18 protein-coding genes are annotated in these 21655 nt (G+C 41.0%); 9 read left to right on the top strand and 9 right to left on the bottom strand.

Features of this window, described 5'->3' with window-relative positions; all coding sequences use genetic code 11:
- Window positions 1–31: 31 nt before the first annotated feature.
- A complete protein-coding gene (locus tag AACU32_RS02965; protein ID WP_096597719.1) occupies window positions 32–4012 on the top strand; it encodes an eCIS core domain-containing protein in 3981 nt (1326 codons plus the stop codon).
- A gap of 40 nt (window positions 4013–4052) precedes the next feature.
- Window positions 4053–4511 carry a YbjN domain-containing protein gene (locus tag AACU32_RS02960; RefSeq protein ID WP_096597717.1) on the top strand — a complete coding sequence of 153 codons (459 nt, stop codon included), beginning with the start codon at window positions 4053–4055 and terminating at the stop codon, window positions 4509–4511.
- A 124-nt stretch (window positions 4512–4635) separates the two neighbouring features.
- Here AACU32_RS02960 and AACU32_RS02955 read toward each other — a convergent pair whose 3' ends face one another.
- Together AACU32_RS02955 and AACU32_RS02950 are read right to left on the bottom strand one after the other, a co-directional pair.
- Window positions 4636–5991 carry a UDP-N-acetylmuramoyl-tripeptide--D-alanyl-D-alanine ligase gene (locus AACU32_RS02955; protein WP_096597715.1) on the bottom strand — a complete coding sequence of 452 codons (1356 nt, stop codon included), beginning with the start codon at window positions 5989–5991 and terminating at the stop codon, window positions 4636–4638.
- A gap of 174 nt (window positions 5992–6165) precedes the next feature.
- Complete coding sequence (locus AACU32_RS02950; RefSeq protein ID WP_096607830.1) at window positions 6166–7395, bottom strand: TetR family transcriptional regulator; 1230 nt, start codon at window positions 7393–7395, stop codon at window positions 6166–6168.
- 206 nt (window positions 7396–7601) lie between these two features.
- Between AACU32_RS02950 and AACU32_RS02945 the strand changes: the two genes are divergently transcribed.
- Complete coding sequence (locus tag AACU32_RS02945; RefSeq protein WP_096597713.1) at window positions 7602–8453, top strand: acyl-CoA desaturase; 852 nt, start codon at window positions 7602–7604, stop codon at window positions 8451–8453.
- A gap of 242 nt (window positions 8454–8695) precedes the next feature.
- Here AACU32_RS02945 and AACU32_RS02940 read toward each other — a convergent pair whose 3' ends face one another.
- The 3 genes from AACU32_RS02940 to AACU32_RS02930 form a co-directional block, all read right to left on the bottom strand.
- Window positions 8696–9313 (bottom strand): hypothetical protein, encoded by a 618-nt coding sequence (locus tag AACU32_RS02940; protein WP_096597711.1) that lies wholly within the window; start codon window positions 9311–9313, stop codon window positions 8696–8698.
- A gap of 39 nt (window positions 9314–9352) precedes the next feature.
- The gene (locus AACU32_RS02935; protein ID WP_339377450.1) at window positions 9353–10525 is read right to left on the bottom strand and encodes a hypothetical protein; all 1173 of its coding nucleotides are present in this window, start codon (window positions 10523–10525) and stop codon (window positions 9353–9355) included.
- Window positions 10526–11078: 553 nt separating this feature from the next.
- Window positions 11079–11816 carry a class I SAM-dependent methyltransferase gene (locus AACU32_RS02930; protein WP_096597709.1) on the bottom strand — a complete coding sequence of 246 codons (738 nt, stop codon included), beginning with the start codon at window positions 11814–11816 and terminating at the stop codon, window positions 11079–11081.
- Window positions 11817–11910: 94 nt separating this feature from the next.
- Between AACU32_RS02930 and AACU32_RS02925 the strand changes: the two genes are divergently transcribed.
- Window positions 11911–12333, top strand: a complete 423-nt coding sequence (locus AACU32_RS02925) for a hypothetical protein (RefSeq protein ID WP_096597707.1) — start codon at window positions 11911–11913, stop codon at window positions 12331–12333.
- A gap of 198 nt (window positions 12334–12531) precedes the next feature.
- On the opposite strand, the gene AACU32_RS02920 is transcribed toward AACU32_RS02925, so the two are convergent.
- Window positions 12532–12744 carry a hypothetical protein gene (locus tag AACU32_RS02920; protein WP_096597705.1) on the bottom strand — a complete coding sequence of 71 codons (213 nt, stop codon included), beginning with the start codon at window positions 12742–12744 and terminating at the stop codon, window positions 12532–12534.
- Between the two features lie 194 nt (window positions 12745–12938).
- Here AACU32_RS02920 and AACU32_RS02915 point away from each other — a divergent pair, with 194 nt between their 5' ends.
- Complete coding sequence (locus AACU32_RS02915) at window positions 12939–13133, top strand: hypothetical protein (RefSeq protein ID WP_339377449.1); 195 nt, start codon at window positions 12939–12941, stop codon at window positions 13131–13133.
- Between the two features lie 113 nt (window positions 13134–13246).
- On the opposite strand, the gene AACU32_RS02910 is transcribed toward AACU32_RS02915, so the two are convergent.
- Together AACU32_RS02910 and AACU32_RS02905 are read right to left on the bottom strand one after the other, a co-directional pair.
- Window positions 13247–13462 carry a bromodomain-containing protein gene (locus tag AACU32_RS02910; RefSeq protein WP_096597701.1) on the bottom strand — a complete coding sequence of 72 codons (216 nt, stop codon included), beginning with the start codon at window positions 13460–13462 and terminating at the stop codon, window positions 13247–13249.
- Window positions 13463–13791: 329 nt separating this feature from the next.
- Complete coding sequence (locus tag AACU32_RS02905) at window positions 13792–14469, bottom strand: hypothetical protein (RefSeq protein WP_096597699.1); 678 nt, start codon at window positions 14467–14469, stop codon at window positions 13792–13794.
- Window positions 14470–14926: 457 nt separating this feature from the next.
- Here AACU32_RS02905 and AACU32_RS02900 point away from each other — a divergent pair, with 457 nt between their 5' ends.
- The gene (locus tag AACU32_RS02900; RefSeq protein WP_339377448.1) at window positions 14927–15049 is read left to right on the top strand and encodes a hypothetical protein; all 123 of its coding nucleotides are present in this window, start codon (window positions 14927–14929) and stop codon (window positions 15047–15049) included.
- Between the two features lie 90 nt (window positions 15050–15139).
- On the top strand, window positions 15140–16864 hold the full coding sequence (locus AACU32_RS02895) for an ABC transporter ATP-binding protein (RefSeq protein WP_096597697.1): 1725 nt from the start codon (window positions 15140–15142) through the stop codon (window positions 16862–16864).
- Window positions 16865–17037: 173 nt separating this feature from the next.
- On the opposite strand, the gene AACU32_RS02890 is transcribed toward AACU32_RS02895, so the two are convergent.
- Window positions 17038–17799 (bottom strand): peptidylprolyl isomerase, encoded by a 762-nt coding sequence (locus AACU32_RS02890; protein ID WP_096597695.1) that lies wholly within the window; start codon window positions 17797–17799, stop codon window positions 17038–17040.
- 451 nt (window positions 17800–18250) lie between these two features.
- Here AACU32_RS02890 and AACU32_RS02885 point away from each other — a divergent pair, with 451 nt between their 5' ends.
- Both AACU32_RS02885 and AACU32_RS02880 read left to right on the top strand, forming a co-directional pair.
- A complete protein-coding gene (locus AACU32_RS02885; protein WP_096607828.1) occupies window positions 18251–20776 on the top strand; it encodes a cyclic nucleotide-binding domain-containing protein in 2526 nt (841 codons plus the stop codon).
- A 581-nt stretch (window positions 20777–21357) separates the two neighbouring features.
- Complete coding sequence (locus tag AACU32_RS02880; protein ID WP_096597693.1) at window positions 21358–21615, top strand: hypothetical protein; 258 nt, start codon at window positions 21358–21360, stop codon at window positions 21613–21615.
- Window positions 21616–21655 lie beyond the last annotated feature (40 nt).

The raw sequence follows: 21655 nt of genomic DNA, 5'->3' as shown, positions 1-21655 counted from the left end.
AGTATCAGGCTATTGATAAAGGGCTACTAAAATGAACCGTCAATCATTAAATCAGACGAATCAGCCCTCTGAGGGAGATACATCATCGGGAAGTTGGATTTTGCAGCGTGCGGCGGTGCGTGTAATTCCAGAACAAGAGATAGATCAGACACAGAAGGCAGGGGAAAAAGGCTTCACGGAGTCACGCTTTAATCATGATTTTAGTCGGTTGCCACTTCATTCAGTTCATCAGATAGTAGAACCAGGGATTCAACAAATAGGTAAAGCGGAGCAACCCGAAGTCCAAGATAATCAGGAAAAAATTGCTTCTGATGCCAATAGTTATCCTTCAGTTGAAGATTCATTGACCTCCTTTAGTGAAGCGACAAAAGGTCAACCAAGCCAGATTGCCTTTCGCCCTGAAATGGAGGATGCGTTTGGAGAAAATTTTTCAGGCGTAAAGATGTATCTTGGACAATCGGTTCAGATGAAACAACTGAGTGCTAGAGCTGCTACTCAGGGTGAAAAAATAGCTTTCGCCTCCAATAATCCTGACAAAAAACTTGTTGCTCACGAATTAACACATGTAGTCCAGAATCGTAGATTTGGTGTACAAAATGCAGTACAAGGTAAGTCAGAGGTCAGCGATCCAAATTCTACAGATGAACAAGAAGCCGATGTTATTGCTAACCAAGTAGCCGAAGGTAAGCAAGTCAAAGTTCAAGCCAAACCAGCAGCAGGGATTCAACGCAGTTATGAATCTTTAAGTCCAATGGGTAAAACGCGAGTCGATTCTCAGGCAGAACGGACTTATACCCAGAAAACAGAAGAACTAGAATTCAAGATGGGGCCGATGATTTCCAAAGAGCCGACTGCCCATGAAATTGTCAACAAAATGCTAGATATGGTCAAGCAAATCGTTGATGCTTGGGCTAAAGCAACAGGGAAAGAAGCCCAAAAAGATGATGTTTATGTCCGTGAGTTTACTTCTGCAAATACAGAAAAATACTATGGTGCTTTTAACAAAACAGCAGAAAATATCAAGAAAGTACTCAACGATAAATATAATCAGCCGCTGCGTACAAAACTCCACCTTATTTATAATGTAATTTCCAACAATAATTTATCGAAATATCTGGAAATAGCAGCCCTTGAACTTGAAAGAGCAGTTAAAGGGATAAAAGCTCCTCAAAAAATTTATACATCTGGCAATCGTCTGACACAAGATCCGAACTGGGAATCTCAATTAACAGAAGAAGCAGTCCAACCTGGATTTTCTGAAGCATCTGGTCTGAAAACGATTTTAGAGAAAGATAAGAGTAGTCGCCAAAAAAAGATTAGTGATATTGCAGAAAAAAGAAAATGGACTTCTCCATTGCGTCAGAATGAGAAAATTAGCGTCTTTGCACCGGATACATTCAGTGAGGTTCATGGCTTATCGCCTGAACTTAATAAAGCCAACAAATATCGGCGTGGGGGACAGAGTGATGATTTGTTGACAGAGGAAAAGCGAACATTAAAAGTTGGTGATGTTAAAGATCTGACAATACCAGAAATCGAACAGTACCACAGTACTACAGGCAAGACTGTTCCAAAAATTGCTAATTGGATCGCAAAAAATAAATTTAACGCAGACAAAAAAGATACCAAAATTTTTTGGGAGCAGGGAAGAGAGTATTATGACGTTATCCTCAACTCTGAAGTCGATAAGCAAGCTACTAAAATTAAAGCACGGCTAGAAGCAGGTATTTCCGGTTCTACTGACCTATTATTACATGCGGCTAATAATTTGGGTTTGGATCAAAACGACAAGTTGAAACTGCGTTTGGCTCTTGTGGGTTGGATGCTTTCTAACCGAGATCATAGTTTTTACGAAATTATGATAGCGGCAAAAAATTATGGACTACCTTTCTATATTGATGAAAACAAAATTGGTAGTGAGTATGAAGACTCTCAAAATTTTAAACCGATGGAAATTAAAAAAATTAAGGAGTTGTTACCTGAAAAGCAATTCCCCAGCTATTTCCTGTCTAAAGAATATAAAAACAAGTTAGCCGCAGGATTGACAGAACCTGACAAGTCAGTAGATCAATACAAGGATGACCTAGTTTCTTTGAGTGATATTCCTAAAACGATTACAGATCAAATGAGCGAACGGGATATCACGGAACTATATCAATTAGATATTGTCGTCAAAACAACTCAATTTGACAAAACTAGAAGTAATAATTCAGGGAAGAACAACAAGCACATTTTGAGAAACTTAAAAGAAGATTCTGCGTTTCTATATCTAGCTCGTAAATTCCCAGCTCATAGCGAATTAATGCTCAAAACACTGATGGATAAGCATCATGGTGTAGTAACTATAAATAATTATTTGGGTGGACTTCCAAGCTACAAGACATCATCTAAAATTTCTGTCTTAGAAATTAATCAGAATCCTTCAGAGATAAAAAAAGAATTAGTCACAGTAGGTATTCCTGGAGAATACATTGACAACCGGGAAGATTATGAAATATATGAGTTACAGAAATTCCAATTTTTAGTTAAAAATATTTCATTTGATAACAGTGGCAACCCTGGTTCTTATAACAACAATTTCGGGTTAATTAATCTACTCTCTGGGGAACCACTACTTCGTCAAAACTTTGGTAGCCCACAAGGAGATATCATCCTAGCTAATTTGCTTACTCATTATCACACAAAACAGGTGTTTAATGACATAGTTGATGCAGGTATTCCTCGTGGATATGTTGAAAAGTTGCCTAAACTTCTGCAAATTTATGCCATCTACAATTTACAAGAATTCCAAAAAGAGGTCAATAACACAGGATTTAATCAATCGGATACAGACAACAAAATAAAGATGGCAAGCCTTAAAAGAAGTCCAATGAATCAACTGCTAACTAACGTTTTTGGTCGTCAAGCAGATTTATTCCTTGCGGCTTTGGTTCGCCACTATCACCCCAATGTTCGTTTGTTAGAGGGTCAGCAATACTTAGCTGATTTTGCTGAGTTAATGGTTTCTCATGAGGATCGAGAACGTACTGGTAAATCAAGGCAACTCACTCCTAAAAACTTGAGTGAATTAGAAGTTCCTCGTCCTCTTGAATCTGAGAAAGATTCTTACTGGGCAGGAAAAACGGCAACGGAATCACTTAAGGTTAATGCGCAAGCAAAGTCACTTAAAAACCAGATCCAAAACATTATTCTAAACGACCTAAAATCTAATAAACATACTCAACCGATGGTTAATGCTAAGAACATGAGCGATACAATTGATAAATCGCTAGTTCAAACCAGTAATCTCGAAGAAGCAATAAGATTAATTACCGAATTATTGGAGAATTTACAATTTAATGCTTTATCAACTGATGTCAAAAAATCTATTGTGAAGCTAATTACAACAGAATGGGAAGAAGCAGCTAACCTGACGAAAAATGTTCGTAATTTAAAGCAATTAGATGAAAAAGAGCTAGGAGCAATTATGCAGTATACTGGGACGTTTTACAAACCGCTTATAGAAGCTACAGCTAGCCTTGAAACAAAAGATTTTAAGAAGGATGACTTCAGCAATCCAAAAGCAACTGAATGGGAGACTGAAGGTGGTGGGCAGATCTCAACACTGCGCTTTGCTAATCCGATGCTCAAGGCTCTGATCTCTGGACTTGATAAGTTGCCTGCTTATCAAGGAAAAGTATATCGCGGAGAACAATCAAAACAAGATTTGAAAAATCAAACTGAGGACTATAGGAAATGGTATGCTCAATCAAATTATCCAGTAGGAAAAGTAGACTTTAGAACCTATCCAACGAGTACATCAACCACTAAAGACGCTACGAAAAAAGCTCCTGAGGGAGAGAAATTTGACATAATCTATGAAATTTCCGATATCAAAACTGGGAAGTCAGTAGAGTTGCTTTCAACGAAGCCTGATGAACAGGAAGTTTTATTTGCACCGGGCGTCCGCTTTGAGGTAGTCCGTACAGAATCGAAAGATAGTGAGCTTTGGGTGTATATGAGAGAACTTTAATGCGCTCAAGTTAACTCAATGTAAGTAGAAGACTGATAAAATGGGTAATATTTTTGATGCAATTGTAGATTTTTTGACTGAGGATGATTGGGATTTTTCGGTGCAAAGCGATCGCCTTATATTACAAATGAGATTCCAAGGCGATACTGAGCAATGGGTTTGCTATGCCAAAGCTAAAGAAGAGGATGAGCAATTTCTCTTTTTTTCTGTCTCTCCAGTCAATGCACCCATCACTAAGCGATTGACAGTAGCAGAGTTGATTACTCGGATCAACTACAGTTTGCCTATTGGCAATTTTGAGATGGATTTCGATGATGGAGAAATTCGCTACAAGACTAGCATTGATGTAGAGGGGAGTCGTTTAGACTCCGCATTGATTGCTCAGATCGTTCATGCTAATGTCCAGGTTATGAATACCTATTTGCGCTGTATTATGGCTGTAATTGATGATAATATTTCGCCATTAGAAGCACTCGCTGCAATCAATGAGACGAGATAAGGACAAGACAAAAAAGCAAGGGCAGAAGGGGACAAAGAGCAAAGTAAAAAGCTAATGACTAATTGCACCATTAGCCATTAGCAATTTTTCATTACCTATAACCCATTATTGGTGACTACAAATCTCAGTTAGCGAATTCCGCACGCAACTGATTAACAACTTGATCCAATCCCACAGAATGGGCAGCTTTGAACAATAAACGATCGCCTGCTTGCACAAATGTCTTTAATCTCGCCACTAGTTCGGCATGAGTGGCAAAGCATTCTGAGGGTACACCTGCGGCACTTTTGGCGATCGCTTCGGCATCGGTTCCATCTACCAACACTAATAACCCATCTAGTTGCAATTTCTGTACTGTTTCGCCAACTCGCTGGTGCAATTGCGGCGATCGCTCTCCTAATTCTTTCATCGCCCCTAACACTGCAATCTTCCGTTTTCCTGGTGTGTCTGCTAATAATTGTAACGCTGCGAGCATAGCTTCTGGTGCAGCATTATATGTTTCATCTAAGATTACCACATCGTTGGCTAAAGCAAAACGCTGCGATCGCCCTGTGGGCATATCAACATTTACACCATTTTGCAAAGTAGCCCAATCAATGCCGACAACCCTAGCTACTGCCAAAGCGGCTAAGAAATTTGTGGCATTGTGACGACCTCTTAAAGGTAGAGGTAGCTGCATTCCCCCTACTGCCAAAGTTTCATGATCCATTACCTGTCCTTGAATATCGCCACCAGATAAGCCGTAAGTTATGACTTCTCCTTGCCAAACTGTGGCGGCTGTGGAAATTAATAGCGGATTATCCTGGTTGAGAATCGCGACGCTATCTTTGGGCATTTCGGCTAATAACTCACATTTAGCTTGAGCGATCGCCGCTTCGGAACCGAGTAACTCAATATGCGCCGTGCCAACGTTGGTAATTACGCCGATTGTGGGATTAGCGATGTGCGTCAGTTCAGCAATTTGTCCTTTACCCCGCATCGCCATTTCAATCACAGCGTAATCATGTTCTGGACTTAGTTCTAAAAGAGTTTTTGGTACACCGATTTCGTTATTGTAATTTCCGTAAGTTTTGTGGACTCGTCCTTGAGTTGCCAAAACTGCGGCGATGAGTTCTTTTGTCGTAGTTTTACCTACAGAACCTGTTACCCCAATCACCGGAATATCAAAGCGATCGCGCCACCAGCGGGCAATTTTCTGATACGCCTCCAGAGTATTTTCTACCTGTAATACCGGAAATCCAGGGTTTTCGTAGGCAAAATCAACAATTGCCGCGATCGCACCTTTAGCGATCGCTGTGGAGACAAACTCATGTCCATCAAACTTTTCACCTCGCAAAGCCACAAACACTTCACCAGGCTTGAGGATACGAGTGTCTGTTTGGATACCGCTACCCAATTGCGCTAAAGTGGCGGCTGATAAGTTTACAGGCTGGGCTAAAAGAATTTCAACCAGTTGATTTAAAGTGGCAGAACAAGGCATAAGAGAGGAAATTATTCCAAAGAATAAATTATTGAAATATGGTCAAGGGTCAAGAGTCAATAGTCAATGGTCAATGGTCATTTGTCATTGGTCATTGGGCATTGGTAATTGCTATTTTCCCCTCATCTCCCTTGTCTCCCTTGTCCCCCTCATCTCCCCTGCCTCCGTGCCTCCTTAAGTCGGTTTACGATCTAAACTGGTAGCTTGTTCTAGTGCAGCTTTTTCTCTGGATCTGCGAGCATAGGGTTGTAATTGAGAGCGATCGCAACCAGTGAGTATGCTCAAGTTTTCTAAGCTGATACCGCGCATTAACATTTCTACTCGCCAGGTGTGTTGTGCTTGGGCGATCGCTGGTGGTTCTCCTTGGGGTGTTAACATTCCTTGAGTCCATATTTCCCAATGACTGTGAATTTCTGCATCAGAGATTGGTTCTCCTGATGTGCCCAGAAACATTGCAAGTTGACTATCTTTACGACTTTTGAGCCATTTGATTAAGGGATTGTTAGTATAGGAACCATAGTGTTTCCCCAGAATCCATTGATTCACAGGTACTTGGCGGACTAATCCGGGAGTGGTAATTTGCAAAAAGTGCCCTTGTTCATCATAAATTTGGTGCGATCGCTGTAAGCTAACTATTTCTGTGGGGGATAAGCCAGCACCAAATAATATATATGCCAAAGCATAATCTTGTAGTCCCAATCTCCTAGCTTGTCGAAGAATTTCGTGGACTAAAGTAGCAGGTAAATCAGCCACCTCTGTGGTGATAGCACTTTCTAACGAATTATTAATTGCTGATTCTGGGGAAGGGGACATCGCACCACGTAAAAACAACTCAACCAAATTCTCCAGAAAATCATCTCTGTCTTCCCAAAGTTCATGAAATTCGCTAGTAAATTCAATGACAGCGTAGCCTAACAGCATTCCATTCAGCAAACTGGCTAATTTTTCTGCCGGTAGATAGGTATTTAAATGTCCCTGCTGAATTACCGTAGCTAAGTACTGGGCGACATAGCGGTTAGCTTCTGTTAAACCTCTTCCCAAAGCGCGGCGGTTTTCTGCTGGGTATTGATCGGCTTCACCGACTACAGATCTGACTAATTCTGGTACTCGTTCTAATGCAAGCAAGTTATCACTTGCATAATCCTTGAGAGCTTGATAGACGCTACCAGGAGGACTGGCGCGTCTTACTAACGATTCACCTAAATTTTTGAAAGTTGCAGATTCTTCCAAAACAGCTAAAAGCAGTCCATGTTTATTGCCAAAATGCCGAAATAACGTGACTTCGTTCACTTCTGCCTTTTCGGCAATTTGGCGGGTTGTAGTACTACTGACGCCTTGAGCAGTAAACAGTTCCAGCGCTGCTTGAATCAGACGTTGACGAGCTGAATGGGTGGGAGATGCCATAAAAATCATGCAAGTGCCACTTGCATATAAAGTAGAGAGTTGTTAAGATACAAATGTAAGTGATACTTGCTCTACCTTACTGTAACCAAGTTATACAGAACGGGTAAATCCCTTGTCGGTTGTGAAGCGCAATAGCCAAATACACCCAATGCAAGAGTAAATCCCCAAAAAGCAGATCGCTTCATTGTTCATCAACAGGAATTTTTATGACTGCAAAATTTCCAGCGTTCGCCCCTGAACAAGGAACATCAAGGCTAAGTTGGACGAATGTAATATTTTTCGGTACAGTTCATCTGTTAGCTCTTCTAGCTCCTTGGTTTTTCTCTTGGTCAGCATTAGGTACAATGCTGTTTTTGCACTGGTTATTCGGAAGCATTGGGATTTGTTTGGGATATCACCGACTACTCTCGCATCGGAGTTTCCAAGTACCAAAGTGGTTAGAATATGCGATCGCCTTTATTGGCGCTTTAGCTTTACAAGGCGGGCCGATATTCTGGGTTGGTGGACACCGCCAGCATCACGCCCACACTGAAGATATTAATTTAGACCCTTACTCTGCCAAAAGAGGGTTTTGGTGGAGTCATATGTTATGGATTTTTTACCCACGCACAGAGTTCTTTGATGCCGAAAGATATCAAAAATATGCCCCAGATCTAGCACGTCAACCATTTTACCGTTGGTTAGATCGCTACTTCCTGCTATTGCAAATCCCCTTGGGTTTATTGTTATATGCTTTAGGTGGTTGGTCTTTTGTCATCTATGGCATGTTTGTGCGAGCCGTCTTACTATGGCACTCAACTTGGTTTGTGAACTCAGCAACCCACAAATGGGGCTATCGTACCTTTGATGCTAGCGACGATTCCCGCAATCTTTGGTGGGTATCCTTGGTAACTTATGGTGAAGGATGGCACAACAACCATCATACTTATCCCCATGTTGCCAAATCAGGATTTTCTTGGTGGGAAATTGATATTACTTGGTGGAGTATCCAAGCTTTGAAGACCTTAGGTTTAGCTAAAAAAGTGATTATGCCTCCCTCTAGTAAGGCTGAAGTATGAAGTAGGAAATTACTCAAATAAATGATTACATTTTTTAAAGTGTAAATACTTAGCCCACAAGCGATCGCCTGTGGGCTAAATTATCTTCTCAAATTTAGGACGTAAGCAACTTGCACAATAAATTAAGGTTGGGTTTGTCAATAGTCCATAGTCCATAGTCCATAGTCTAGAATTTCTTTACCATTGACTATTGACCGCCTCAACACTAAAAAGATATAACATGCTGCTTTAGTCCCAAAGTTTTAAAGGAGTTTCTTCAAACCTGCTCTTAATCGCTTCAAATTTCTTGTTAGTTGTTCAAAATCTCGGTTATCTTTAACCTTTTGCAGGTCACTAGGGTTAAGTTGTTTCACTATATTATTCCAATTATTAATAGCAATATTCAATTGCGTAATATCCACATTTCCATTGGCTAACAAACCTGATACTGAATCGACAAATGCTTTTGCTAATTCTGGTCTAACTTGATAACTTTCTAGAGTTGATTGGACTTGCTCCTTTGCTTGTGGCGCACAACCTCCCCCGAACAAAACACTGGCAACAGCAGCTAAGCAATCATTAATATCCCGTGCTTCGCCCTTGATTTCACTAGCAATGCCATTCACTCTATTTTGAACTGCTTCTGATACGACAATTTTTCCACTTGGGCTAATTTCTACATTGGTACCTGGTAGTATATTGGGTTGGGCTGATGTTCCCACACCACCAGGAGTAAAAGTATCGCCAGAGAAACCTGATGAATCTGTGGTGTTTCCTAAACTCTGAAATGGACTAGCATCCGCTCTATTAGATGCAACTACCAAAGAACTCGATAATACTAATACCAAACTCAGACTTAAAGAGAATTTTTGCTTGTTCATGTTTTTGTTTCAAATTTAATCAGCAATAAAATGTGGAAATTAGAACTGGAAAATATACCCAGCGCTTACACTAAAACCAGAAGTGTTAGTCGCGGTGCCAGTGACATCTGTGAAAATAGTGTTGATCACTACAGGGGTATCTTTTAAAGGAGCAAAAGATGCACCCAAATTCAAAGCACTTCCTGTCCAGCTAGCTACTACAGATGCTTCAGGTATTACTCGTAAACCTAAACTACCGAATAAATTTGGTGGATTATCACTGGAGCGATCTCTCTGTGCGCCTAAGGAGCGAAAAGCACCACTACCAAGACCAACAGAAACAGTCAAAGGTAATTTATTATTGGGGCTATTTGGCTGCAAGTAAAATGCCTTAGTAACTACTCCATAGATAGTATCTCTAGCCCTATTTCCTTCTCCCCATGTAATTGGGTTCGACCAACCCACAGCAACTGCTGTACCGTCAGCAAAATATTTATGTAATTTGAAACCAATACCTCCACTTTCGCCAAAGTCGCCTAACAATTCCTTTTGACCACCGACGCTGTAAATGTTAAAGTCAATTTCCAGCCCTACGGATTTAACTGCATCTCCTAGACCAAAACCAGCAGCTATGGAACCATCTACTTTTCCTTTATCGAAAGGTATGAATCCGCCAGCACCAATGAAGGCTTGACCCCAACTTGCACCATAGGCGGTAGGAGTTCCAGCACTAGAACCTGGTGCGGCTCCCGCTCGCGGTCTGGGGATCTCGGTGACTATGGGTTCAATAAAAAGCTCTTGGCGTAATCGATTGGCTTCTCCTAAAGTATCCCCCGCAGCTCCAGAAGAATCTGATTGCGCAATTAGTTGAGGTTGTTTTTGCTTGAAGTCTGCATTGTGATTTTCCACAACATCAGAATTGGCAGCAGATGCTTGAGATATTGGAAAAGAACTGAATTCAACACTGGGATTGTCATGTTCTACAACTACCTTTTCCCAGTCCATATCCTGCTCTGCAACACTTTCAAAAGTGGCAGAATCCGCTTGTGGTTTATTTTCAGAACTTAATTTACTGTTGGGGTTGTCAGCTATCAACTTATCTTTAGCAACTGCGGAATGGGTGGATATAGCTGTAGTCAGCAAAAGACTAGTAACTAAGGTTTTTCCTAAACTAGAAAAAATATACTTAACTGGTTTGGGTACTAATATACTTATTGAGTTTTCTTGAATCACAGTAAATTCCTCACACTTTGAAAAAAAGTTAACATTCTACTAGAGTTGATTCATCCTATATTAAAGTATCTATAAATACAAGATGTACAAAGCACACATTGCTCTTCTAGATACGTAAATTAAATGCAAGCCTTGATATATAAGGCTTTATAAGATTTGACATTGATGATTACTAGCCTTTGTTACTTACTAAATGAAAGGTGTGAAATATTCACTAATGTCCAAGCTCCACCGTATTCTGATGAATAGTGACTAGTTTTTTCAGATAGGTATAAAAGAATTACCAACTGAAATCCTTCACGACACACTGATCTCGGATTGAACGTTGTAACGGGTGAAGAGTTTGACCAACCCGTAGCGTTGGGTAGATGATCTGTCCCTATTCATGAGCGCAGCTTATGGACAGCAGTAAATTCACTATTCAGTTATAATCGCAAAATTCAATAACGCCAATTGTGAATTTCACAGTTGTTTAGGCTTTGATAAGGAAAGCACGGGGAACAGGGGAACAAGGAGGAGCAATGACAACTGACAACTGACAACTGACCAATGACTATTGACTATTGACTTTACGTGCGATGAAGGCTAAATGAGCTTTTGGCAGAGAATATTGACCATAACTACGCATGGTCTGAACTTGAAAGCCAACTTGATGGAGTTGATTGGCAATATCCGTTGCTTGATATAACCGTTGGTGGTGTATTTCATCAGAGCGTCTGTAGTGTTCTCCCTGTTTGCGAAAGCTAATAATCCGACGGGTTAAGATGCTTTGTTCTTGATTTTCTTCCTTCTCAACAAGTACTACCCAATCCTCGCCTTCAGTAAATCCTTTGGTAGTTCCTTGAGTAACCTGTCCTGGTTCTGCAATGTCGAAGATGAAGACACCAAGAGGAGTTAAGGCGCTATAGATACGTTGGAACAGACTTATTAGGGTTTGGCGATCGCTATGAGGATCAAACAGGTAATTCAGACATTCACCAATTGATGTTACAGCATTACACGGCGGAATCTCTGCCTCAAACAGTGAACCAATGCGAAACTCGGCATTTGGCACTCTGGCGCGGGCGATCGCAATCATTGCTTCAGAAATATCAATCCCCAACACATGATACCCAGCTTTGGTAAACTCTTGCGCCGATAAGCCGCTACCACAACCTAAATCTACTATTAGTCCTTCGCGGATATTATTTTCAGCTAGAATTTCTAATATCCCCGGAGCAGATTTGAGAGCATAGTCACTGTAACCGACATCATGAATAAATGCGAGGTCTTCTTTGTAATACTCTTGCATAATTAACAAGACTGCACTCTGATAACTTGAACTAGCAGATCCACTAAAATATTAATTTAACTCTCAGCATAATTAGATCGTCCCAGCATTAACTATGTTTAAAGAGTATTACAAGCGAAGATTTCAAGAGATTTTTGGTTTTTCGCTACAGCCATCAGATGGTCTGGGAAATAATTTTGTTCAAGCAAAGCTGGCAGAGTCTGCGTTAACACTTCCCAAAGCACTTATTGATTATTACGCTATAGCTGGTCAACATTGCATTAATAAGGAACACAATCAGTTGCTACCCATCGAGGAAATTGGATGGATAGATAACAAACTTGTGTTCATGGAGGAATACCAATCGGTTGTTTTCTGCGGTATCGACCAGGCTGATGTTAGCAAACTAAATCCAATTGTTTGGCAAGGTATTAAGAGTAATTCCATCGACTGGTATGAGGAGAATTACAAGCTGAATCAGTTTCTCATGGCAATGTGGAAATGGACTGTGACTGGAGAGCAAGAGGAGCCAGAATAATTGGTGGTAGTTGTCACAGTAGAACAAGAGAATAATTGATGGTATATCTTTTATAGGATTGCTCTCGCTATGACCGAGTTGTTCTTCAAAGCGATCGCCTAATTAAACACCAGCTAGTGAACAAGTTGCGATCGCTGCAATATGAAGTTACGCGACTACTGTTTAGCAAGAGTCACGTTGAGCGATCGCATCTGCTGATTATATTATTGCATCGGGCTGCAATTTGATTGCATCGGTCTGCAATGCGATTGCATCGGGCTGCAATTGAATTGCATCGGTCTGTAATGCGATTGCATCGGTCTGCAATACGATTGCATCGGGCTGCAATTTGATTGCATTGGGCTGCAATGCGATTGCATCGGGCTGTAATTGAATTGTATTAGTTTGCAATTTGATTGCATTGGGCTGCAATTGAATTGTATTGACTGGTTACACCACATCGATCAGTGTTGCTTGAACAAGCGATCGCCCGATTAAAAACCTTACCAGCTGGTCAGCAAAATGCGATCACTGCAATAATTCTGTTAGTAAAAACCGCTTGAGCAAGCAATGGCTAAAACTCCCTCTAAAGCTCGTGGTATCCTGGGAACAGGTCTAGGAAACAGATGATGACTGCTTTAGTACAAGAACTTCTCAATACCTTTGACAGATTGACAGACTCAGAGCGACTAGAGTTGGTATTAGAGATTTTGAAGCGGACGGTTGATTTAGACTTTCCGCCCTTATCTGATGAAGATTTAGTTCTAAATGCTAAAGGAATTTTTCTAGAGTTAGATCAACGAGAATCTGCTCATGAGTAGTCCCAATCAAAAGCGATCGCCCAATTAAAAAGCTTACCAGCTAGTCAGCAGGATGCGATCGCTGTTTGGTAAGAGTAACGTTTAGCGATCGCATTTAACTATGAGATACCCTTCTACCGCTTCTCTTCAGGAGGAGCCGCTTTTGGCAATACAGAAAGGTCTTCGTCTTGAGTTGATAGAGGTACGTTTAAATGTTTTCTGGCCATTTCCTCCGCTAGCCTGTGGTCTTCCTTACTTTCAAACTGACTCTCATCTAGTAAATGCTGAGTCCGTGCTGCTTCATCTCGACTTGGCGGTCTGCCATTTTTCCACCTGTATTTAAAGTCCATAAGTTACACAACAGTTAGACTGCGGTTTATTTCTACGGTTTTAATAGTAGAGATGAAGCAAACATTGTGCTTCTACCATTAAGTTGAAGCGACTATAGATTTAGATAGATATAGAGACTTTCAAGTAAAAAAAATATTCCCGAAGTAATTGTTGAGTGTTGACCGTTGACTGTTCACAGTTAACAGTCAACGGTCAATAACTTTAAGCAGAATCATTTATTTTTTGGAATTCCCTTACAGCAGATTGCAAGTTGGTGAGGTACAAATAATTGTAAGGGCACGGCAGTGCCCCTACCGGCATACCTCATTTACCTGAAATACGCTGTAAATTAATTTTTGTTTTCCTTTACTAAAACTAACCTTCCTTCCTTATATGCCTTTCGCAAGGCTACCGCTTCTGCGACGATTTGTTGAGCGCTTAAACCTTCTGTATCGATCATGCTTTGCAGAGTTACCCCTGTACGCTCATCCTCTTCGTGAATTGCGGGAATTTGGCAATACCGTCCCCCATTCTTTGTCCGCCGCCAAATACTTGGTTTTTCCGGTTTTGGTGCTTTGGGTTTGCGATGTTCTTTGACTAAAGAACGTACAGCTTCTTGGGTAATCGCGCTTAAGTCTAACAGTGCGTCTATCACTGGCTTGTACTTATTACTGTTATTTGCTAGCTGATATACAGTTAAAGGTTCAATTTGTGCTAAATCTTGGGGCGCAAACTGACCAAATACCGCCGCAATCTTCAGATACTTTTTTTCTTCACCCCGGAAGTCTCGGTCAACAAGTAGCTTTTTGTACTGCTTGAGCGAAAGCTTTTGTTTTTGTTCAGCTAACCAAAAGGCATGATGTAAAATTGTTTTGGTAACATCAGCCAAGGTCAGGAAAGAATATTTTTCTCCACCAACACTTTTGAGGGCGTTAGGTTTTTCTTCAACATATTGCTCAAATTCTGATGTTGCAATCGCTTTAGAGTCAATTTGCGTGGGAATTACACTCTGTACTTGTGCGATCATAATGTTGACCTCCTAAAAACTCCCTGGCACTACAAATCCATCGCCTTGGGTTCTTCTTCACAGGCGATTTCACTCAAGTTGGTGGAAGTTGGAAAATAAAGTTTGTTACTAGAACAATTGTACTATTTAAATCAAAAAAAGCATCCCTAAACATACCCAAATTTTCGGCAATATGATGCAAGCTTTATACACAAGAGCGTTAACTCACCTATCCAAGAGCATTTCAGATGATTCTGAATGCTTGAAAGCATCCTACAGGAGATGAGCGATCGCTTTTGCAGCGCCATCTTGACTTAGCTAATGGATGCGATCGCACCACCTAAATTTTCGATAAAATTTAGAACTCAACAATCTCAAAAACAGTCTATTAGCTCAGTGTTGTAAAATAGCAATTCAATTAAAATATGTTGAGATTCAATATCTCTTTAGCTATCTGAGTGCTTTGAGTGTTGCTTTCATGCAAACTTATATTGCCAATCATGATGAATATCGTCCGTACTTGAGTACAGCCTATGCTAAATTTATCAGTCAGCCTTCTCTCAACCTCGACCTTTTGCAGTCTTTGGCGATCGCAAAATAGCCTGAATCGGAAATTATCTATAACTATTTAGAAACTACCCAAAAACTGATAGCGTCAAACAAAGGAGAATATTATTGTGGATGTGACAGCTTGAAAACGCGATCTAATTATTGGCAACTACTACCTTATATCCGACCTCAGTGGCAAACTATCACTAAGGGATTTATTGGCATTTTCGGATATGTGCTGGCTACATTAACGCTGATTAATCTCGCAGGTAAATTGGCAGTTCCCTTTGGAGACGGTAATGTAGTAGCGATCGCACAAATAGCTGGAATCTGCGCTGTCGTATTTCTTGTCCGGGGATTTTTTCAGTCTGTGCAAGATATTTACATGGCGCAAGCTGCTCTAAGAGTAGCATTTCATCTCCGTAAACAAGTCTACGCCCATCTACAAAAACTCAACCTGAGCTATTTTGAAACCGCTAAAGCAGGTGATTTATCTTACCGCTTAACTGAGGATGTTGACAGGATTGGGGAAGTTGTTAATAAAATATTTCACGACTTAATCCCCTGTGTGTTGCAATTGCTAGCAATTCCTATCTACATGATTTACTTGAATTGGCAGCTCACACTAGCAACCATAATTGTCGCACCACTGATGGGTATTTTGATTGGTTGGTTTGGCGAACGGTTACAAAAATATTCTCGTCGCAGCCAAAATCGGATCTCAAGTTTATCGGCTATCCTGACAGAAGTTTTTAGTGGGATTCGTTTAGTACAGGCTTTTGCAGCCGAAACCTATGAAATTGCTAGGTTTAGCCATGAAGCAGAACGCAGCCTCAAAGCTAAATACTCAGCCGAACGACTCAAAGCGATTCAAATCCCCATCGTCGGGTTCTTAGAAGCTGTGAGTGCTTTATCACTATTAATGGTGGGAGGCTGGCAAATTTCCCAACGCAATTTAACGGTGGGAGAGTTTTTCAGCTACTTAACAGCGGCGGCGTTATTAATTGATCCTATTGGTCATACTACTAATAATTACAACGAATTTAAGCAGGGTGAGGCATCAGTTGACCGAGTTTTTGAATTATTGGCAATTCAACCAACGGTATTAGAAAAGCCAAATGCGATCGCTCTTCCCCCTGTACAAGGTAAGGTGGAATATGACCATGTGGCTTTTGCTTACAAAAGAGGTGAACCTGTAATCAAAGATATCAGTTTGTTGGCATTACCAGGAGAAGCGATCGCCCTTGTGGGTGCTTCTGGTGCGGGGAAAACCACATTCGTGAATCTTCTACCCCGGTTTTACGATCCTGTGTCTGGTCAAATCTTGATTGATGGCGTGGACATTCGCGATGTCACACTCCATAGTCTGCGGCGGCAAATCGGCATTGTTCCCCAAGAAACTATCATGTTTTCTGGGACTATTGCTCAAAATATCGCTTTTGGACAAGATTCCTTTGAAATGTCAGCTGTAGAAGAAGCGGCAAAAATTGCTAATGCCCATCAGTTTATTACCCAGCTACCCGAAGGTTATGATACTTGGGTAGGTGAACGGGGGATGAATTTATCAGGGGGACAAAGACAAAGAATTGCGATCGCTCGTGCTGTTCTCCTCAACCCGCAAATTTTGATACTTGATGAAGCCACATCAGCCCTAGACTCCGAGTCAGAAGCCTTGGTACAAGAGGCTTTAGAAAGACTGATGCAAGGACGTACTGTATTTATTATTGCTCATAGATTAAGTACAGTGAAAAGATGCGATCGGATTTTAGTGCTGGAACGGGGACAAATTGTCGAATCAGGAACCCATGAAGAACTGTTAGCGCTTCATGGACGCTATGCGCGATTTTATGCACAACAGTTTAGTTAATGGGCATTGGGCATGGGGCATGGGGCATTGGGTATTGGGAGGGGTGAGAAGCCTTTTGATCATTTCCTCCCACACTCCCTTGTCCCCCTCATCCCCCGGTTGCTGAGCGTAAAGCCTGCGGCATAGCTCCGCTTAGCGCGTAGCGTCTCGCAGAGAAGTCGAAGCACATCCCCTTACGCCAATCTGCTTAAAGATGAACTATCATCTGATGAATTAGCAGATAACATCATTTGCTTTTGCTGTTCGTTCATCCAACCTTCAAACAGTTCATTCAACAGGCGCATTCTCATCGAATCATCTAGTTGAGCAGGGATAAATTTCTCCAACTGCACAATTACAATCCATTCCCCGATGCGATTGGGTGGTAAAACCAGGCCTGGTTGATTGTTAGAAAGTAGTTGCGCCATTGCTGGATGGAGTTGGCTGAGTTCAACAGGGCCAACTAACCCACCTGTTTGCGCTTCTGGGCCTTGTGAATATTCTCGCGCTACGTCTGCAAATGTCTGCTCTTTGGCTTGAATGCGAAAGTATAACTCTTGAGCAATTCCGATATCTTGAGTACGCAACAGAGAATAAATTACTTTGTCTAGTTTTGCTTTAGATTGAAAAAAATAGGCTTCGAGTTTTTTACCCCAGGTGAGGTGCTTGAATTTTTCAACTTTTAGCTTACGTACAGTCATCGCTTCTAGTTGATTGGCTCCCAGACCTTGATATTCCATCCAAGCTTTGAGTTCGGCTTCTGATTTTAACTGTCTCTCAGCAAAAAACTGCTGTTTGGCAGAGGTGATTTCTTCTGGGGTACAGTCGATTGATGCGATCGCTGCATCAATAATTAATTCCCGTCGCAACTGTGGCAGCATTTGGTAGCTTGCTAACAAGGGTATCAGTTCCTCAGCCGTGATTGTACGGTTACCAATTTTTAGTATTTCACTCATTAGTTGTTAACTATATATAGATATATGGTTTGTTGGATTGAACAATCTTGATTTGTCGATGCTGATTATGCAGCCTGCACAGAAATTATGCCATAGCCAACTCAGTACTGAGTTTTCATCCCAACTGAAGTTAAATATTTAATAGTTTATATTTTTTAACAATCTGGTGGCTAAGATTACTAATGCCAAATCTGAAAATTGCTATCAATAGCTGCTTATTTTCTATCTACATAGAATTGTAATTGCAAAAATATGCAACTTATTATGAAGTTTCGTTAAAGATAATACTCAGGTAGATAGGTAGACGTAATTAATCTTTAAAGATATCTTGATGGGGCATGGGGCATAGGGCATAAGTCATTTTTCCCCACACTTCCTCTACTAACACAGCGATGGGATAATTGTTTTCTTGGTAGTCCCTTAGTAAAATAGCCTGCACGGAGAAATCATGATCGCATCTGGTGATACAGTGATTTGGCTACAAGAACGCACGCCTTTAGGAATTCTCTCACCTCAGGTGTTAGAGGCGATCGCGCAAGTGATGGAACCACAAGTTATCCCAGAAGGTAGTACCCTAGTAACCGAAGGTACTAAGCCAGAAGCACTTTACATCGTCCAAGATGGACACTTAGAGTGCGAGACTAGTAATCAAACGAACTCAGCCTTAGCTCGTGGATTCCTTCCTGGTGAAGTCATACACCTGCAAGAATTACTATTAGACGAATTAACTCAATTCACAATTATTACCCTCAACGAATGTCATTTGTGGGTGATACCGGCGGAGACATTTCGCAGTTTAGCTACTGAGTATCCGGAAATTAATCAAGCTTTTTCTCGGTTATTAGCCCAAGAATTAGCCGAAGTCACCTCGGCTTTAACCTACGAACAAGAACGTGCGATCGCTTTGCGCCCATATTTAGTCACCAAAGCGCAACGGGGAATTGTCGGTACAAGTCGTTATGCGGTGCGGTTGCGGGAGCAAATTCGAGATGCTGCGGGCGACAGGTTGTCTGTAGATATCTTTGGCGAACCTGGTTTAGAAAAAGATAATATCGCGGCGCTGATTCATTTTAGTTCTGTGCAACGGCGTCAACCGATAATTAAAATCAATTGCGGTATTCTCCAAACTAGTGGCGCGGATTTATTTGGTCGTGCAGGCGGCAAACCAGGACTTTTAGAATGGTTGGGGGAAGGTAGTTTAATTCTCAATAATATCCAAGAATTGCCCACAGAGTTATTACCAGCCGTAGCCCAATTACTCCAAACAAATACATATACTCCTGTAAGTCGTGGTGGAGAACCAAAAGCTGAGCCTCGTACCAGTAAAGTCAAGATTTTGATTGTTTCCGAAAAAGCGCAATCACTCATCGAACGGCGGGTTGGTCATGTAATTAAAGTTCCACCGTTGCGGGTACGCAAAGCTGATATTAAAGCTCAAGTAGAATATTACACCAGTCTCTACAGTCGAGCTAGAGGTTTAGCTAAACCCCATATTACCCCCGAAGCTTTACGCCGCTTGCAAGCTTACGATTTCCCCGGTAATCTCAAAGAATTGAAAAACTTAGTAGAAAGGGCGATCGTCCAAGCGGGAGAAGGGAAAGAATTAACAGAAGAAATTTTTTGGTCAGCCGAACCGAAGAAAAAACAATTTCGCGTCAACTTGTTAAATGTATATCCAGGGTTACGGAGGTTTTTACGGAGTGATTGGTGGCCCGATCGCATTAATTATGGTTTTACATTTGCGGCCTTTGCTTTTTTGATTGGAGTGTTGTTTATTGGGCCGCAAACACGCGATCGCAATTTCGGTTTAAATCTCTTTTGGGCTTGGTGGTGGCCGTTCTTTCTGTTTCTCTTTCCCTTTTTAGGTCGTGTATGGTGTGCAGTTTGTCCATTCATGATTTACGGTGAAATTACGCAAAAATTATCCTTATGGTTGTTTCCTAGACAACTCAAGCGCTGGCCGAGAGAGAAAGCTGAGAAATGGGGTGGATGGTTTTTGTTTGGGCTATTTACCCTGATTTTTTTATGGGAAGAACTCTGGGATTTAGAAAATACAGCTTACCTCTCCGCTTGCTTGCTGCTATTAATCACCGCCGGCGCAATGATTTGCTCAGCCATTTTTGAACGGCGGTTTTGGTGTCGCTATCTTTGTCCCATTGGTGGAATGAATGGTTTATTTGCCAAACTGTCAATGACAGAACTGAGAGCGCAGCAAGGTATCTGTTCTGCAACTTGCACCACCTATCAATGCTATAAGGGTGGGCCACAAAAAGGCGAGGGGATGGAAACTGATGGTTGTCCCTTATACTCTCACCCCGCCCAGTTGGAAGATAATAAAGATTGCGTTTTGTGCATGACGTGCTTAAAAGCCTGTCCCCATCGTTCCGTAGAATTTAACTTACGCCCTCCCGGAATTGAACTATGGACAACTCATGTACCCCACAGCTATGAAGTGGCGCTGTTATTTTTGCTGTTAGGTGGTATATATCTGCATAGATTGCCAGAAATCCAATCTTGGTTAGGGCTACAACTGGATTTAACTATTTTTTGGCAGCACTTAGGATTATCGCTGCTAACTTTGATCGTTCCAGTCACAATTTCCTTAGCAGCTTATGGCTTAATGCAACTAATGAATTTTAGCCGAAAACCGAAAGCATTTATTGAGCTTGCCTATGGCTACTTACCATTGGTGTTAGGAGGTAACTTAGCTCATTATCTACGCTTAGGCTTAGGGGAAGGAGGACGCATTTTACCCATCACTTTTGCTACATTTGGTTTGCATGGTGAGCAGTTACCTGTATTAGTAGCACACCCAGCAGTAATTGCTTTTTTACAAGGCACAACCCTGATTTTTTCAGTGTTATTCACGATAGTGTTAACCCAAAAAATAGCACGGCAATCACTAATAACACTTCTTTGGCAACACTTAGCAACTATTGCACTAGCAGCTAGTATGTGGGTAATTATTGTGTCTTAAGCTCAATACCTTCCCCAAGGTTAATTACTTCTCCCCGTACCTCTCTCAAGTAAGAGCCTAAATTTTGAATTTACCTCTTAAGATTGAGAAAATGAAGACTTTTTACATCTAAAGACTGATAAATTCCCTCCACATAACAGTTAATTTAAAACTGGATGGTGAAGAGAAATCCTTCATCAAAATAGAGTTGTTTACTTGTTGCCCGTGGTCTAATTAAGAGCGTGTGTCATGTGTGGGGAGAGAAATATCAGCTAAGTGCATTTACCAGCTATAAGTAAGCTTGGCTAAAATCTAGGGAAAAATAGCCTAAACTTACCAATGTTAAGTAAAGGACAAAGCAAAAGTAACCCTTGGGTTGAATTTTATTTCTATCCAAGGGTTACTTTTAGTTAATATTACAGGGCATTGGGCATTGGGCATTGGGCATTGGGTATTAATCAAGGGTCAAGAAATTCTAGACTATGGACTATGGACTATTGACTATTGACTATTGACAACCCTAACCCATAGATGGATGAGTGAATTATAAATAGTTGATAATCTATTAATGAAAAAACAGGTAATATTTAGTAAATAGACTTATGGCATCCACAACACCATTGCAAGGCACAGAATTAGTAGATTGTGCGAGAGCAAATGCCAAACAAGGAATTGAAACTGCTGCTTACCAATGCGGTTATGGTAACGACCTCAACAAATTTGCTAGAGAATTAAGGGAAGCTTGTGAGGCAATGAATTTACAAGTTAAAGAACTTACTGAACTGATTACCGACCAGGATTTGATCTTAGAATTAGGTACAGGTGAAGTTATTGCTCCTAATACAGCCAGCGAACTTTAAAGCAATTTTTGCCTGAGTAAAAAATAAAATTAGTGGTGGG

This window comes from Calothrix sp. NIES-2100, assembly GCF_963875285.1.
GTDB lineage: Bacteria > Cyanobacteriota > Cyanobacteriia > Cyanobacteriales > Nostocaceae > Aulosira.
Note: the sequence above shows the minus strand (reverse complement) of the source record. Positions and strands in the feature narration are given on the sequence as shown.

Coding starts and splice junctions, on each gene's coding strand:
- AACU32_RS02890 (WP_096597695.1), bottom strand. CDS start 17,799: ATGAGTGAAATACTAAAAATTGGTAACCGTACAATCACGGCTGAGGAA.
- AACU32_RS02940 (WP_096597711.1), bottom strand. CDS start 9,313: ATGAACAAGCAAAAATTCTCTTTAAGTCTGAGTTTGGTATTAGTATTA.
- AACU32_RS02965 (WP_096597719.1), top strand. CDS start 32: ATGAACCGTCAATCATTAAATCAGACGAATCAGCCCTCTGAGGGAGAT.
- AACU32_RS02950 (WP_096607830.1), bottom strand. CDS start 7,395: ATGGCATCTCCCACCCATTCAGCTCGTCAACGTCTGATTCAAGCAGCG.
- AACU32_RS02900 (WP_339377448.1), top strand. CDS start 14,927: ATGCAAACTTATATTGCCAATCATGATGAATATCGTCCGTACTTGAGT.
- AACU32_RS02955 (WP_096597715.1), bottom strand. CDS start 5,991: ATGCCTTGTTCTGCCACTTTAAATCAACTGGTTGAAATTCTTTTAGCC.
- AACU32_RS02960 (WP_096597717.1), top strand. CDS start 4,053: ATGGGTAATATTTTTGATGCAATTGTAGATTTTTTGACTGAGGATGAT.
- AACU32_RS02925 (WP_096597707.1), top strand. CDS start 11,911: ATGTTTAAAGAGTATTACAAGCGAAGATTTCAAGAGATTTTTGGTTTT.
- AACU32_RS02915 (WP_339377449.1), top strand. CDS start 12,939: ATGATGACTGCTTTAGTACAAGAACTTCTCAATACCTTTGACAGATTG.
- AACU32_RS02945 (WP_096597713.1), top strand. CDS start 7,602: ATGACTGCAAAATTTCCAGCGTTCGCCCCTGAACAAGGAACATCAAGG.
- AACU32_RS02905 (WP_096597699.1), bottom strand. CDS start 14,469: ATGATCGCACAAGTACAGAGTGTAATTCCCACGCAAATTGACTCTAAA.
- AACU32_RS02880 (WP_096597693.1), top strand. CDS start 21,358: ATGGCATCCACAACACCATTGCAAGGCACAGAATTAGTAGATTGTGCG.
- AACU32_RS02910 (WP_096597701.1), bottom strand. CDS start 13,462: ATGGACTTTAAATACAGGTGGAAAAATGGCAGACCGCCAAGTCGAGAT.
- AACU32_RS02930 (WP_096597709.1), bottom strand. CDS start 11,816: ATGCAAGAGTATTACAAAGAAGACCTCGCATTTATTCATGATGTCGGT.